The sequence below is a fragment of the Shinella sp. WSC3-e genome, from assembly GCF_945994535.1.
In the GTDB taxonomy this organism is placed as follows: Bacteria; Pseudomonadota; Alphaproteobacteria; order Rhizobiales; family Rhizobiaceae; genus Shinella; species Shinella yambaruensis.
Genome location: NZ_OZ000530.1, coordinates 958,861 through 972,595 on the forward strand (window position 1 = coordinate 958,861; position 13,735 = coordinate 972,595).

Annotated in this window: 13 protein-coding genes; 6 read left to right on the forward strand and 7 right to left on the reverse strand. The window is 64.6% G+C overall.

Going from position 1 to position 13,735, the window contains the following annotated elements; genetic code table 11:
• The first annotated feature begins 2 nt into the window (after positions 1-2).
• Positions 3-689, forward strand: a complete 687-nt coding sequence (locus tag AABF56_RS04825; protein ID WP_244765814.1) for an ABC transporter ATP-binding protein — start codon at positions 3-5, stop codon at positions 687-689.
• A gap of 118 nt (positions 690-807) precedes the next feature.
• Here AABF56_RS04825 and AABF56_RS04830 read toward each other — a convergent pair whose 3' ends face one another.
• Entirely contained in the window at positions 808-1,389 is a 582-nt protein-coding gene (locus AABF56_RS04830) for a hypothetical protein (RefSeq protein WP_272805102.1), read from the reverse strand.
• Positions 1,390-1,480: 91 nt separating this feature from the next.
• On the opposite strand from AABF56_RS04830, the gene AABF56_RS04835 reads away from it, so the two are divergent.
• The gene (locus tag AABF56_RS04835; RefSeq protein ID WP_272805103.1) at positions 1,481-1,606 is read left to right on the forward strand and encodes a hypothetical protein; all 126 of its coding nucleotides are present in this window, start codon (positions 1,481-1,483) and stop codon (positions 1,604-1,606) included.
• A 128-nt stretch (positions 1,607-1,734) separates the two neighbouring features.
• Positions 1,735-5,232, forward strand: coding sequence for a DNA polymerase III subunit alpha (gene dnaE, locus AABF56_RS04840; protein ID WP_272805104.1), 3,498 nt, complete (start codon positions 1,735-1,737; stop codon positions 5,230-5,232).
• A 3-nt stretch (positions 5,233-5,235) separates the two neighbouring features.
• Here dnaE and AABF56_RS04845 read toward each other — a convergent pair whose 3' ends face one another.
• Positions 5,236-5,634, reverse strand: a complete 399-nt coding sequence (locus tag AABF56_RS04845) for a RidA family protein (RefSeq protein ID WP_272805105.1) — start codon at positions 5,632-5,634, stop codon at positions 5,236-5,238.
• A 178-nt stretch (positions 5,635-5,812) separates the two neighbouring features.
• Between AABF56_RS04845 and AABF56_RS04850 the strand changes: the two genes are divergently transcribed.
• Complete coding sequence (locus AABF56_RS04850) at positions 5,813-6,382, forward strand: TetR/AcrR family transcriptional regulator (protein WP_244766003.1); 570 nt, start codon at positions 5,813-5,815, stop codon at positions 6,380-6,382.
• A 104-nt stretch (positions 6,383-6,486) separates the two neighbouring features.
• On the opposite strand, the gene AABF56_RS04855 is transcribed toward AABF56_RS04850, so the two are convergent.
• The 3 genes from AABF56_RS04855 to AABF56_RS04865 all read right to left on the reverse strand — a co-directional run bounded on the left by AABF56_RS04855 (position 6,487) and on the right by AABF56_RS04865 (position 9,703).
• Complete coding sequence (locus AABF56_RS04855; protein WP_272805106.1) at positions 6,487-7,803, reverse strand: L,D-transpeptidase family protein; 1,317 nt, start codon at positions 7,801-7,803, stop codon at positions 6,487-6,489.
• A gap of 130 nt (positions 7,804-7,933) precedes the next feature.
• Positions 7,934-9,280, reverse strand: a complete 1,347-nt coding sequence (locus AABF56_RS04860) for a DNA polymerase IV (RefSeq protein ID WP_272805107.1) — start codon at positions 9,278-9,280, stop codon at positions 7,934-7,936.
• 123 nt (positions 9,281-9,403) lie between these two features.
• Positions 9,404-9,703, reverse strand: coding sequence for a DUF3572 domain-containing protein (locus AABF56_RS04865; RefSeq protein WP_244765808.1), 300 nt, complete (start codon positions 9,701-9,703; stop codon positions 9,404-9,406).
• Positions 9,704-9,844: 141 nt separating this feature from the next.
• Here AABF56_RS04865 and AABF56_RS04870 point away from each other — a divergent pair, with 141 nt between their 5' ends.
• Positions 9,845-10,216: a response regulator gene (locus AABF56_RS04870; protein WP_010065708.1), complete on the forward strand. Its 372-nt coding sequence runs from the start codon at positions 9,845-9,847 to the stop codon at positions 10,214-10,216.
• Between the two features lie 16 nt (positions 10,217-10,232).
• Complete coding sequence (locus tag AABF56_RS04875; RefSeq protein ID WP_244765807.1) at positions 10,233-11,600, forward strand: PleD family two-component system response regulator; 1,368 nt, start codon at positions 10,233-10,235, stop codon at positions 11,598-11,600.
• A 683-nt stretch (positions 11,601-12,283) separates the two neighbouring features.
• On the opposite strand, the gene rpmG is transcribed toward AABF56_RS04875, so the two are convergent.
• Positions 12,284-12,451 (reverse strand): 50S ribosomal protein L33, encoded by a 168-nt coding sequence (gene rpmG, locus AABF56_RS04880; protein WP_034795357.1) that lies wholly within the window; start codon positions 12,449-12,451, stop codon positions 12,284-12,286.
• A 93-nt stretch (positions 12,452-12,544) separates the two neighbouring features.
• A complete protein-coding gene (locus AABF56_RS04885; protein ID WP_244765806.1) occupies positions 12,545-13,729 on the reverse strand; it encodes an MFS transporter in 1,185 nt (394 codons plus the stop codon).
• Positions 13,730-13,735 lie beyond the last annotated feature (6 nt).

The window sequence follows — 13,735 nt, forward strand, 5'->3', positions numbered from 1 at the left end:
GCATGAACGCGCGCGTCGCTCTGGAACTCAAGGGCATCGAACGGCACTACGGCCAGGGCGAAACCCTGTTGACGATCCTCAAAGGGGCCGATTTCACGCTGAAGAGCGGCGAGACCGTCGCGCTCGTCGCGCCCTCGGGCACCGGCAAGTCGACGCTCCTGCACATCGCCGGCCTGCTGGAAAAACCCGACGCCGGCGAGGTCTTCGTCAACGGCCATTCCTGCGCGACGCTTCCCGATGACCAGCGCACGGCGATCCGGCGCGGCGAGATCGGCTTCGTCTACCAGTTCCATCATCTCCTGCCGGAATTCAGCGCGCTGGAAAACATCATGATGCCGCAGCTCATCTCCGGCCTTTCCAAGGCGGAAGCGCGCGAACGCGCCGCCCAGCTGCTCGATTACATGCGCATCGGCCACCGCGCCGACCACCGCCCGTCGGAACTCTCCGGCGGCGAGCAGCAGCGCGTCGCCATCGCCCGGGCCGTCGCCAATGCGCCACTCCTGCTGCTTGCCGACGAGCCGACCGGCAACCTCGATCCGGAAACCGCCGGCTACGTCTTCGAGGCGCTGGAGGCGCTTGCCCGCCAGTCGGGCCTTGCCGCACTGATCGCCACCCACAACCACGAGCTCGCCGGCCTGATGGATCGCCGGGTGACGATCGAGGACGGCCGCGTGCACGAGCTCGCCTGAGGCCGAGCGCGCCGGCCGGCTGGAGACCGGCCGCCATACTGCCCGAACCGGACCGCCAACGGCATTTTTCCGCTTTCCTGGGAAGAGCGCGCGGCGGTGTTGCGTCCGAACGGACGCTCTAGTTGTCCAGCCCGCAGACCGAGCGGGCAATCCCGTCCTTCCAGTCCTTCAGCAGCACGAACTGCGCCTGTCCGCTGATCGGTTGCCCGAGGGCCTTGCCCTTGCCGGTCAGCACGTTGAGGTCGCATTCGCTTCCCCCGTCCGGGTTGAGCGTATCGTAGGACGAGAAGGTGTAGCCCGCGACGATGAAGTCGAAGTTGCGGTAGGCGATGGTCAGCGTCTGGCGCCACCGGTCCCGGCCGATCGATTCGTTCTTCGTCACCAGCGTGAAGGAACCGTTGGCAAGCGCCGCCAGCTCCGGCTCCTGGCCGGCCATGATGGGCGGGCTGCCCCAGACGGTGTTCGGCAGGGAGAGCGCCAGCGTCAGCCGGCCTTCCTCCGGTTTGGCGAGATAGACATAGAGCCCGCTGTCGTTGCCGCTGTCCTCGTCCGCCGTCGCGACGATGGCGAGGTCCGGCACGCCGTCCTTGTTCCAGTCGCCGCTGGCCATCGCCAGGATGCGCTCGGCCGGAAAGTCCGCAGCCCCCGCCGCGGCGGGCAGGGCGGCTGAAAGCACAAGGACGGCAATCAACGACTTCATCTTTTTTCCTCCGTTTGACCGAGGCGACCTTATTGCGCCCGGACGTGCCGGTCCAGAGGGCCTGTGGAAAGCGGTTGACATGAGAACAATAATGGAACAAAATGAAAACATAAAAGGAAAGGGAGCCACAATGACCGATTTTCTTCGTGATCTTGCTGCATTCACCTCCATGGCCATGTTCGTCGCCAGCTTCTCCGTCATCCTCTTCGGAATCTGATCGTCCGCCTTGCCTCACCGGCCCGTCGTCTGCCGATGCGTGGAAAGCGGGTGCAACGCCAAGAACCGGCTGGACGAGGAGGGGGCGAATCCGCTTAAGCTTTCCGTCCTGATCGGAAGGAAGGTGACATGGCGGACGAAGCGCAGAAGACGGATGGCGGAACGATCGTACAGACGCCGGAATTCGTGCACCTGCGCGTGCATTCGGCCTTCTCGCTGCTCGAAGGCGCCCTGCCGATCAAGAAGATCATCGGCAAGGCCACTTCCGACCAGCAGCCGGCGATCGCGATCACCGACACGAACAACCTGTTCGCGGCGCTCGAATTCTCGCAGAAGGCGATTAGCGAGGGAATCCAGCCGCTGATCGGCTGCCAGCTGTCGATCGACATGGAAGACGAAGGGGAAGGCGAGCGGCGCGGCGGACAGGCCCAGCTTGCAAAGCTGCCCTCGATCGTGCTTCTGGCGGCGACGGATGCGGGTTACGCCCGGCTCGTCGCGCTGGTCAGCCGCGCCTATCTCGGCGGCGAGGGCAGCCAGGCGATCCGGATCGCCTATAGCTGGCTGGTCGAGGAGGGCGCGGAAGGGCTGATCGCGCTTTCCGGCGCGAGCGGCGGTCCGGTCGACATGGCCTTCCTGGCCGGCCAGCCGGCATTGGCGCGGGCGCGGCTTCAGGCGCTGAAGAAGGTCTTCGGCGACCGGCTCTATATCGAGCTGCAGCGGCATGGCCGCTACGACAGGCAGCACGAGCGGCGGATGGTGGAGCTTGCCTATGCGGAGGACGTGCCGCTGGTGGCGACCAACGAGCCGTTCTTCCCGGCCCCGGACGATTACGATGCACACGACGCGCTGATGGCGGTGGCGCACAATGCGATGGTTTCGGACGACAACCGCTTCCGCCTGTCGCCGGACCACTACCTCAAGAGCCGAAAGGACATGGCGAAGCTCTTCGCCGACCTGCCGGAGGCCTTGGAGAACACGGTGGAGATCGCGCGGCGCTGCTCCTTCGTGCTGAAGACGCGCGGCCCGATCCTGCCGCGCTTCACCGGCGCTTCGGCGGATCCGGAGGAGGCCGAGAGGGCGGAGGCGGCGGAGTTGCGCCGGCAATCCGTGGAGGGCCTCGAAAGCCGCATGAAGCTGCTCGGCCTGACGCCGGGCTATACGGAGCAGGATTACCGCGAGCGGCTGGATTTCGAGCTCAGCGTCATCGAGCGGATGAAGTTCCCCGGCTACTTCCTGATCGTTGCCGACTTCATCAAATGGGCCAAGCAGCACAACATCCCGGTCGGTCCGGGCCGCGGCTCAGGCGCGGGCTCGCTGGTCGCGTACGCGCTGACGATTACCGACGTCGATCCGCTGCGCTTCTCGCTGCTCTTCGAACGCTTCCTCAATCCGGAACGCGTCTCGATGCCGGACTTCGACATCGACTTCTGCCAGGACCGCCGCGAAGAGGTGATCCGCTACGTGCAGCAGAAATATGGCCGCGAGCAGGTGGCGCAGATCATCACCTTCGGTTCGCTGCAGGCGCGCGCGGCGCTGCGCGACGTCGGGCGCGTGCTCGAAATGCCCTATGGCCAGGTCGACAAGATCTGCAAGCTGGTGCCGAACAACCCGGCCAACCCGACGCCGCTCTACAAGGCGATCGAGGAGGAGCCGAAACTGCAGGAAGAGGCGGAGAAGGAGCCGGTCGTCGCGCGCCTGCTCGATATCGCCCAGAAGATCGAGGGCCTCTACCGCCACGCTTCGACGCACGCCGCCGGCATCGTGATCGGCGACCGGCCGCTCTCGCAGCTCGTGCCGATGTACCGAGATCCGCGCTCCGACATGCCGGTCACCCAGTTCAACATGAAATGGGTGGAGCAGGCCGGCCTCGTCAAGTTCGACTTCCTCGGCCTGAAGACGCTCACGGTGCTGAAGACCGCGGTCGACTTCATCCGCAAGCGCGGCATCGAGGTGCATCTCGAAAGCCTGCCGCTCGACGACCAGCTCACTTACGAGATGCTGTCGCGCGGCGAGACGGTCGGCGTGTTCCAGGTGGAAAGCGCGGGCATGCGCAAGGCGCTGATCGGCATGCGGCCGGACTGCATCGAGGACATCATTGCGCTGGTGGCGCTCTACCGCCCCGGCCCGATGGAAAACATCCCGGTCTACAACGCCCGCAAGCATGGCGAGGAGGAGATCGAATCGATCCATCCGATGATCGACCACCTCCTGAAGGAGACGCAGGGCGTCATCGTCTACCAGGAACAGGTGATGCAGATCGCCCAGGTCCTGTCCGGCTATTCGCTCGGCGAGGCCGACCTTCTGCGCCGCGCCATGGGCAAGAAGATCAAGGAGGAGATGGACAAGCAGCGCGCCCGCTTCGTCGATGGCGCCGTCAGGAACGGCGTGTCGAAGCCGCAGTCCGACCTGATCTTCGACCTGCTCGCCAAGTTCGCGAACTACGGCTTCAACAAGTCGCACGCCGCCGCCTATGCCATCGTCTCCTACCAGACGGCCTATCTGAAGGCGCATTACCCGGTCGAGTTCCTCGCCGCGTCGATGACCTACGATATGTCCAACACGGACAAGCTGAACGATTTCCGGCAGGATGCCGCCCGCCTCGGCATCGAGGTCATCCCGCCGTCGGTGCAGACCTCGTTCGCCCATTTCGAGACCGGCGAGAACCGCATCTATTATGCGCTTGCCGCCATCAAGGGTGTCGGCGGGGCCGCCGTGCAGCACATCGTCGATGTGCGCGGGTCTGCGCCCTTCAAGAGCCTTGAGGATTTCTGCGCGCGCATCGATCCCAAATTCGTCAACCGCCGCGTCTTCGAAAGCCTGATCGTCGCCGGCGCCTTCGATTGCTTCGGCCATGACCGCGCCGCGATGATCGCCGGCCTCGACCGGCTTCTCGGCGCTGCCCAGCGCGCGCAGGAGAACAAGGCGAGCGGGCAGGGCGATATCTTCGGCATGGGCGCGGCGACGGGGCCGGAGGTCATCACGCTCCCCTCCTACACGCCCTGGCTTGCCTCGGAAAAACTGCACCGCGAGTTCCAGGTGCTCGGCTTCTACCTGTCGGCCCATCCGCTCGACACCTATGCGCCGATCCTCTCCAAGATGCGCGTGCAGACCTTCGGCGATTTTTCCGCCGCGGTGAAGCGCGGCGCCACCGCCGGCCGCCTTGCCGGCACGGTCACCTCGAAGCAGGAGCGCAAGACGCGCACCGGCAACAAGATGGGCATCGTCGCCTTTTCCGATTCGTCCGGCCAGTTCGAGGCGGTGCTGTTCTCCGAAATGCTGAACCAGTACCGCGATCTTCTGGAGCCCGGCAAATCGCTGGTCATGACCGTGCAGGCGGAGGAGCGGCCGGAGGGTATCGGCCTGCGCATTCAGACGTTGCGCTCGCTCGAGGAGGAATCGCTGCAGACCCAGAAGGCGCTGCGCGTCTATGTGCGCGACAGCGGCCCCCTGCGCTCCATCGCCGCCCATCTCAACACGAAGGGCGACGGCCTCGTCTCCTTCATCGTGATCAAGGACGACGGCCAGCGGGAAATCGAGGTGGAGCTGAGCGAACGCTTCCGCATCTCCTCGGAAATCGCCGCCGCCATGCGCTCCACGCCGGGCGTGCTGGAGGTGGAGCTGGTCTGAGGCCTATGCGGCCGCCGGCACGCGGGCGACAACCTTGATCTCGAAGTCGAAACCGGCGAGCCAGTTCACGCCGATCGCGGTCCAGTTCGGATAGGGGCGCGTCTCGAAGATCTCCTGCTTGACGGCCAGGATCGTGCCGAACTGGTTTTCGGGATCGGTGTGGAAGGATGTCACGTCGATGATGTCGTCGAAGGTGCAGCCCGCTGCCGCGAGCGTCGCTTTGAGGTTCCGGAAGGCGAGGCGCACCTGCTGCTCGAAATCGGGCTCCGGCGTTCCGTCGGAACGGCTGCCGACCTGGCCGGAGACGAACAGGAGGTCGCCGGATTTGATCGCGGCCGAATAGCCGTGCTCGTCGTAGAGGGCGTGTCTGTCCGCCGGAAAAATCGCTTCGCGCTGGGTCATGGTTGATCTCCCTTTCAAGGGTGGAGGTGGCCGGGGAGGCCAGGATGCTTCACAACGATCGTAATTTCATATACGTTGCGTATATGAAATTGGGTGTTCGGGGCCGCGATGTCAAGTTCGTATACGCGCCGTATATGAAAAGAACGAGGATGAAAGCGTGAATCGACGCATCGCGATGATGGAGGAAAACCGGATCAAGCTGATCGGCGCGGCGCGCAAGGCCTTCGGCAGGAAGGGATACGCGGCCGCCTCCATGGACGACTTGACCGCCGATGTGGGGCTGACGCGCGGCGCGCTCTACAATATTTTTGGCGACAAGCGGGGTCTTCTCGCGGCGGTCGTGCATCAGATCGACACGGAGATGGCCGCGCGCGCCAAGCAGATCGGCGCTTGCGCAGGAGACGATTGGAGCGGCCTCCTGGCGGAAGGGGCGGCCTATATCGAAATGTCCCTCGACCCCGAGGTGCAGCGCATCGTCCTGCTCGATGGGCCTGCCGTACTGGGAGACCCCTCGCGATGGCCGAGCCAGAGCAACTGCCTGCAGGTCACGCAGGCGAAGGTGGAACAACTCATTGCCGAAGGAATGCTCAAGCCGGTGGATGCCGAGGCCGCCGCCCGGCTCCTCAGCAGCATGGCGTTCAACGCCGCGCTCTGGATCGCGGCGAGCGACGATCCGAAGGGTGTCCTGCCGAAGGCGATCGAGGTGTTCCAGGCGCTTGCGACGGGTCTTCTCGCCAAACCGTCCTGACGCGGTGCGCAATTTCTGCTGCGATGTTTCGGCGAGGGACGGAACGAAAAGGGCCGCGGCGCCGGAAGAGCGAGCGGCCCTGATGTCATGTCAGGCGTCTCCGGTCAGTTGACGACGGAGATCGATGACGCCTTCTTCTTTTTCTTTGTCTTCTTGCCGCCTTGCACGATCCCGGCATCCGCCTTCTGCACCTTGCGCGTCACGGTGATGAAGTCCGTGCCGTCGCCGGTCTCCGGGCCGAGGCCGGTGTCGGAGATGGAGAGGGAGGCGCCTTCGCCCATCAGGCCGGAAATGCGCAGGCGCATCTCCTCGGGAATGTCGAGGCGGTCGAGGGTCCTGGCCAGCGCGTCGGGGGCGGCTGCGTCCGCTTCGGTGGTGATGCCGAGGCGCTTCATCGTCGCCTGCGAGAGCTGGTTGTCCATGCTCACGCCATACCATTCCGCCTTGCCCTTGTCGGCATCGACCCCGCGGGCGAGCAGGAAATGCGTGCCGAGGGCGATGTCCGGATCGCGGATGGCGATCGGCATTTCGAGCACGGGCTTGAACTTCTGCCGCACGAGGATCTGCCCGTTCGGCGGCGCCCCCTTGCCGGCCTTGGCATAGACGGCGGCGATGAGCTCCGGCGCGATCACGCCGTCCTCCGTCAGCCCCTCGGCGCGCTGGAAGGCGCGGATGGCGGCCACGGTCTGCTTGCCGTGCAGGCCGTCCGGCACGCCGGCGTCATGGCCGAGCGAATTGAGGAGGGCCTGCAGGTCCATCAGCATCTCGCGCTCGCCGCGGCGGGTGATGAGGATGCGGATCGGGTCCTGTTCTGTCTTCTGCACGATGGGCGTGACGATATCCGGCTTTGGATCGGTCATCGCCACCTCGACGCTCTTGTCGCCGGCTTCGATGAGGGCGGGGCGCAGGCCCGCATCCGAGAGCAGCGGCGTATCCGGCACGACGACGACGGGCTTGAATAGCGCGGCATGCACGATGCGCTGCGGCGCGACCTCGTGGTCGGTGATGAGGACGTGGCCGCCGCGGCGCGTCGTGCTGAACAGCGTCTTCGCAAAATCGTTCGGCAGGCGCACGCAGCCGTGCGAGGCGGGATAGGACGGCACGCTGTTGGAGGCGTGCAGCGCGATGCCCGACCAGGTCAGCCGCTGCATGAAGGGCATCGGCGCGCTGTCGTAGAGGTTGGAGAAGTGCGTGCGCTTCTTCTCGAGGATCGAGAAGATGCCGGTCGGCGTCGAATGTCCCGCCTTGCCGGTGGAGACGCGCGAGGTGGCGACCACCACGCCGCCATCGTAGACCTTCAATTGCTGCAGGTCCTTCGACACCATGATCTGGAGCGGACCTTCGAGCGCGCCGCCGAGCGCGGTGGCGCAGCTCAGCATCAGGCCCAACATGCTCATGCCGGTAACGAGGCGAAACTTCATGTGACCCATCCGTACGCAATACAAACCGGCGGGAAGCGTAGTGCATCCGGTTTAAGGAAGGCTTGATGCTTGCCGGCGCTTCCCCGATCTGTGCCATCCCGATGCAGTCAGAACGCCGGCTTGCCGGGATTTATTCGGTCGGGTCGTCGATTTTTCCGGCGGTCTTGAATGTCAACTTTTCGTGAAAACGAGCCGGGCCGGATTTGCCGAACGTATAGCCGGTCTCCACGCTCGCCTTGCCGAATTTGTCGCGCAGCGTGTTCATCGCGGCTTCGGCGGCGGCGCGGCGGCCGGCGGCGGGATCGACGAGATCCGGCGGATCGGCGCGGCCGGGATCGGCAAGGTCGCTGACGCCGATGCCGATCAGCCGGTACTTCGTGCCGTCGATCTCCTTGCGCAGGAGTTCGGCGCCGGTGCGGAAGATGCGGTCGGCAAGCATGGTCGGGTCTTCCAGCTTGCGGTTGCGCGTGCGGCCCTTGAAATCGGCGGTCTTCAGCTTGAGCACGACCGTATGGCCGGCAATGCCGGATTTGCGCAGGCGCGTGGCCACCTTCTCGCTGAGGCGGCGCAGATGCGTCACCAGCTCATCGTAGCCCGCGATATCGTCGAAGAAGGTGGTTTCGGCCGACACGCTCTTGGCCGGGTCGTTCGGGTGCACCTCCCGGTCGTCCTGCCCGCGGGAGAGGTTGAAGAGCCGCTTGCCCATCACGCCGTAGCGACGCATCAGGTCGGTTTCCTCCATGGTCTGCAACTGGCCGACGGTGCGGATGCCGTCGCGCTCCAGCGTCTCGGCGAAGGCCTTGCCGACACCCCAGATGAGGCGCACCGGCTTTTCGCGCAGGAAGTCGAGCGCTTCGGCCGCGCCGATGACGGAAAAGCCGCGCGGCTTGTTGAGGTCCGAGGCGACCTTGGCGAGGAACTTGCAATAGGAAAGGCCGATCGAGATCGTGATGCCGACCTCCTTCTCCACGCGCTGGGCGAAGCGGGCGAGCACCCGGGCGGGCGGGTCGTGGTGCAGGCGTTCGGTGCCCTTGAGCTCCAGAAAGGCCTCGTCGATGGAAAGCGGCTGCACCAGCGGCGTCAGGTCCTGCATCATCGCGCGCACCTGCCGGCCCACGGCGACGTATTTCTCCATGTTCGGGCTGATGACGACGGCGTTCGGGCAGGCCTCCAGCGCCTTGAACATCGGCATGGCCGAGCGCACGCCATGGATCCGCGCGACATAGCAGGCGGTGGAGACGACGCCGCGCTTGCCGCCGCCGACGATGACGGGCTTGTCGGCAAGCTCCGGATTGTCCCGCTTTTCGATCGCGGCGTAGAAGGCGTCGCAGTCGATATGGGCGAGCGTCAGGCCGTAGAGCTCGTCATGATAGACGAGGCGGGGGCTGCCGCAGGCACGGCAGCGGCGCAGATTGGCCGGCTGCCCGGCAAGGCAGTCGCGGCAGAAGCCCGGAAAACGCGAGTCGGCGATGCTCATCGTATGGAACAAATATTGAACATCGCGACATTACTGCTTAAATTCACGAGTCTCAATAGTCGCCGGAGGTGAATGCATGACGACGCACAGGCAAGCGCGTGGCGACCCCGGCGAAGCGCCCGCTCAGAAATCCTCGCCGCCATATGGCCCGGAGAGGATGGCGTGGGCATGCACGACCGCTTCCGGCGTAACGCCCGTCGCCGCGCTGAAGGCGAGAAGCGTCGGCTCATGGTCCATCAGGAAGCCGACGAGACCGGCGAGGAAGCCGGGATCGTTGACGGCATTGCGCACTTCGGAAGGGGCAACGCCGGTGAGCGCGAGGAAGCGCGACAGCAGCTCCGGTTCGCCGGCAAGCCAGCCGAGGATGGCGACGGCGGTTGCCTCCGCCTCGGCCACCGCGGGTGTATCTTTTTGGCTTTTCATCGTTTTCCCTCGGAAAATTTACCTTTTAATCAACCAAGTCACGCTAACGTTGATGCGGACAGGCTGGGTGATTTCGGCTCTGCCGCAACGTATCGATCTCCCAAAAGGTTGCAAGGCCGGTGAGAGGAACAGGGACGCACGATGCCCAAGCAGGTGATGATTGTCGAGGACAACGAGCTCAACATGAAGCTCTTCCGGGACCTCATCGAGGCGTCCGGCTATACGACCATCCAGACCCGTAATGGCATGGAAGCCCTTGATCTTGCCCGAAAATATCGCCCGGACCTGATCCTGATGGACATCCAGCTTCCGGAGGTCTCGGGCCTTGAGGTCACCAAGTGGCTGAAGGAGGACGACGAGCTCCATGTCATCCCGGTGATCGCTGTCACGGCCTTTGCGATGAAGGGCGACGAGGAGCGCATCCGCCAGGGCGGCTGCGAGGCCTATGTCTCCAAGCCGATTTCCGTTCCGAAATTCATCGAAACGATCAAAACCTATCTCGGCGACGCTTGAGGCGGAGGTCTGGGGCATGACAGCACGCATTCTCGTCGTCGACGACATTCCGGCCAATGTGAAGCTGCTCGAGGCGCGGCTGCTGGCGGAATATTTCGACGTGCTGACGGCTGGGAATGGCTACGACGCGCTGGCCATGTGCGAGCGCACCCAGGTCGACCTCATCCTGCTCGACATCATGATGCCCGGCATCGACGGTTTCGAGGTCTGCGAGCGGCTGAAGGCCAATCCGCGCACCGCCCATATCCCGGTGGTCATGGTGACGGCGCTCGACCAGCCGTCCGACCGGGTGCGGGGCCTCAAGGCCGGTGCCGACGACTTCCTGACCAAGCCGGTCAACGACCTGCAGCTCATGTCGCGGGTGAAAAGCCTCGTGCGGTTGAAGACGCTGACGGACGAGCTGCGCATGCGCGCGGCCACCGCCCGTGCCATCTCCATGGAGGAAGGGCTCGACGATTCGCTGGGCGACGAGCCGGGCGACGTGCTGCTCGTCGACGGCCGGGCAAGCTCGCAGGAGCGCATCGCGCGCGCGCTGAAGCCGATCGCCGATGTCACCAGCATGTCGGACCCGCAGGCCGCGCTCTTCCAGGCGGCCGAGAGCAATTTCGAACTGGTGATCGTCAACGCCAATTTCGACGACTACGATCCGCTGCGCCTGTGCTCGCAGCTTCGCTCGCTGGAGCGAACGCGCTTCCTGCCGATCCTGCTGATCGCCGAGCAGGGCGACGACGACATGGTCGTGCGCGCGCTCGATCTCGGCGTGACGGACTACCTGATGCGGCCGGTCGATCCGAACGAGCTGATCGCCCGCAGCCTCACCCAGATCCGCCGCAAGCGCTGCAACGACCGCCTGCGCGCCAGCGTGCGCCAGACCATCGAGCTGGCCGTCACGGACGGCCTGACGGGCCTGCATAACCGCCGCTACCTCGACAATCACATGAAGCTCCTGATCGACCGCGCCGCCGCGCGCGGCCGGCCGCTGTCGGTCTGCATCACCGATATCGACCGGTTCAAGCTGGTCAACGATACCTACGGCCATGATGCGGGCGACGCCGTGCTGCGCGAATTCGCCAACCGCGTGCGCTCGGCCGTGCGCGGCGCCGACCTTGCCTGCCGCTACGGCGGGGAGGAATTCGTTCTGGTCATGCCGGATACGTCGGCCGAGATGGCGGCGGGCGTGGCGGAGCGCCTTCGCGCGATCGTCGAGCGGGAACCGTTCCGCGTGCCCGGCACGGATGTCTTCCTGCCCGTCACCGCCTCGCTCGGCCTTGCCAGCGCGCTGCCGGCGGGAGACAGCCCTGATGCCCTGCTGAAGCGTGCCGATGCGGCGCTCTACGAGGCGAAGCGCTCCGGCCGCAACCGGGTGGTGGCGGCAGCCGCCTGAGTCGGCCGATTCGCCTCACGTTTGTCCACAGGCAATTTAGTTGCTGGGCATTTGCCTTGAAAATCGGGCAGTTGCCCCAAAAAGCCGTTTGCCGGCGGAGATGAATCGCACGACGCCGCGGGATTGCGGCCTGTCGTGAAATCTTGTTATAAATCATACCATTCAAGTTTGGCGAATTTTATCAATGGGTTGTATTGCGCGCAATCTTTCCGTGCGCCAATGGGGCGGTTTGTCAGGGTTGCAGGCCCTTCGTGCCGTGGTTGAAGGATGCGGGCCTGTCCTTGTCGTGATCCATGACGAAACCGGTGCTCCTTGGCACACTTGTCCCCACCGCGATTAACTATGAGACAACGAGGCGTCGGGGGAGCGTTAAGAATTCGTTGATTTTTTTTCTTTTTCGCGCGATGCTCAACTCATGGGTGGCAAACAAGCCCACACAACCGGTTACCCCATGATGCTAGGTCCGCCGCATCTCCTGGGTCGTGGGGTCGGTCGACCGGTTATGACAAATACGGAATCCTCGTGCCGTTGTCATAATTGGTCGACCCCCGTTCAACGCCGCTCCCTTCACGGGAGCGGCGTTTTTGATTCGGAGACCAGAACGGGGCGCCGGCCCGCAGCCAAAAGAAAAGGCGCCGGACGTTTCCGTCCAGCGCCTTTGCGAACCGCAATGGCTCCCAAGATTACTTGATCTTGGTTTCCTTGAATTCGACGTGCTTCTTGACGACCGGGTCGTACTTCGTCTTGGTCATCTTTTCCGTCATCGTACGGCTGTTCTTCGTGGTTACGTAGAAGAAACCGGTGTCGGCCGTCGACAGCAGCTTGATCTTGATGGTGGTAGCCTTGGCCATGGTCGTCCTGCCTTTATGAAAAACGAAGCCGCGGACAGCCAGTCTGCTCCACGGCTTAAATCTGGGCGGAAACTACAAATCGCGCCCGAAAAGTCAAGCCTGTTTCGGCCGGAAAACCATCCGGGCGAGCGAAAGTACGAGGTAAAACCCGAAGAAGGCGACGATCGCCCAGGCAAAACCGTCATTGCCGGAAACGTCCATCGCCGCGCCGATCGCCTGCGGACCGACGACGGTGCCCACCGCATAGCAGAAGATGAAGGCGGCATTGGCGGCTGCAAGGTCCGCCCCGTGCAGGCGCGAGCCGAGGTGGCTGAGGCCCACCGTGTAGAGGCCGGCGACGCAGCCGCCCCACAGCAGCAGCACGGCGGCCATCAGCACCCAGCTGTGCGCGATGAGGGGCAGGCAGAGGGCGCCGACAAGGCCGATGACCGCCATGATGGTCAGCAGGCGCCTGCGGTCCTTCATGCGGTCGGAGAGCATGCCGAGCGGGATCTGGAACGCCATGTTGCCGATGCCCATGACGGTGAGCAGCAGGGCCGCCTGGGGCTCGCTGAAGCCGGCGCGCGTCGCATAGATGGGCAGGAGCGAGAGCCCGCCCACTTCCACCGCGCCGAAGATGAAGACTGCCGCCGTCGCCGTCGGCACGAGAAGGATGTAGCGCATGAAATGCAGCTCCGGCTTCTCGTCGATGATCGGGCTTTCGCCGCGCGCAATGAAGATGGGGGCGGCGGCAAGCAGGATGATGCCCGCGCCCACCGCGAAGGGCAGCACGCCGTCGCTGCCGAGGAGCGAGAAGAGCAGGGGCCCCGTGGCGAAGCCGAGCGAGAGAACCGTGGCGTAGATGCCGAGCACCAGGCCGCGCCGCCGGGGCGGGGCGGCGGCGTTGATCCAGAACTCCGAGAGGATGAAGAGCGTGGTGATCGCGCCGTGGAAGACAAGGCGGAGCGGAAACCACAGCCAGAAATTCTGGATGTAGTAGAAGCCGAGGCCGCTGACGGCCGCAAGCAGGATGGCGCCCAGCATGGTGGTCGAGGTGCCGCAGGCATGCGCAAGGCGCGTGGTGAAAGGCGCGGCGACCATGGCGGCGATACCGGCCATGGCGGAATTGATGCCGATGAGCGTGGAGGAGATGCCACGCTTTTCCATGATGATCGAGAGCAGCGGAAGGCCGAGGCCGATCGCGATGCCGACGGCGGAAATGGCGGCGACGGCTGCAATGAGAGACCGCCAGTGGATGCTGTCCACCGGGCCGGAGGTGCCGGATTGCGGCTGCGTCATATGCGG

Bases quoted from the DNA above. Each gene is read 5' to 3' on its own strand.
- AABF56_RS04855 (WP_272805106.1), bottom strand. From the start codon at position 7,803: ATGAAGTTTCGCCTCGTTACCGGCATGAGCATGTTGGGCCTGATGCTG.
- AABF56_RS04875 (WP_244765807.1), top strand. From the start codon at position 10,233: ATGACAGCACGCATTCTCGTCGTCGACGACATTCCGGCCAATGTGAAG.
- AABF56_RS04850 (WP_244766003.1), top strand. From the start codon at position 5,813: ATGGAGGAAAACCGGATCAAGCTGATCGGCGCGGCGCGCAAGGCCTTC.
- AABF56_RS04830 (WP_272805102.1), bottom strand. From the start codon at position 1,389: ATGAAGTCGTTGATTGCCGTCCTTGTGCTTTCAGCCGCCCTGCCCGCC.
- rpmG (WP_034795357.1), bottom strand. From the start codon at position 12,451: ATGGCCAAGGCTACCACCATCAAGATCAAGCTGCTGTCGACGGCCGAC.
- AABF56_RS04860 (WP_272805107.1), bottom strand. From the start codon at position 9,280: ATGAGCATCGCCGACTCGCGTTTTCCGGGCTTCTGCCGCGACTGCCTT.
- AABF56_RS04885 (WP_244765806.1), bottom strand. From the start codon at position 13,729: ATGACGCAGCCGCAATCCGGCACCTCCGGCCCGGTGGACAGCATCCAC.
- AABF56_RS04835 (WP_272805103.1), top strand. From the start codon at position 1,481: ATGGAACAAAATGAAAACATAAAAGGAAAGGGAGCCACAATGACCGAT.
- AABF56_RS04825 (WP_244765814.1), top strand. From the start codon at position 3: ATGAACGCGCGCGTCGCTCTGGAACTCAAGGGCATCGAACGGCACTAC.
- AABF56_RS04865 (WP_244765808.1), bottom strand. From the start codon at position 9,703: ATGAAAAGCCAAAAAGATACACCCGCGGTGGCCGAGGCGGAGGCAACC.
- AABF56_RS04870 (WP_010065708.1), top strand. From the start codon at position 9,845: ATGCCCAAGCAGGTGATGATTGTCGAGGACAACGAGCTCAACATGAAG.
- dnaE (WP_272805104.1), top strand. From the start codon at position 1,735: ATGGCGGACGAAGCGCAGAAGACGGATGGCGGAACGATCGTACAGACG.
- AABF56_RS04845 (WP_272805105.1), bottom strand. From the start codon at position 5,634: ATGACCCAGCGCGAAGCGATTTTTCCGGCGGACAGACACGCCCTCTAC.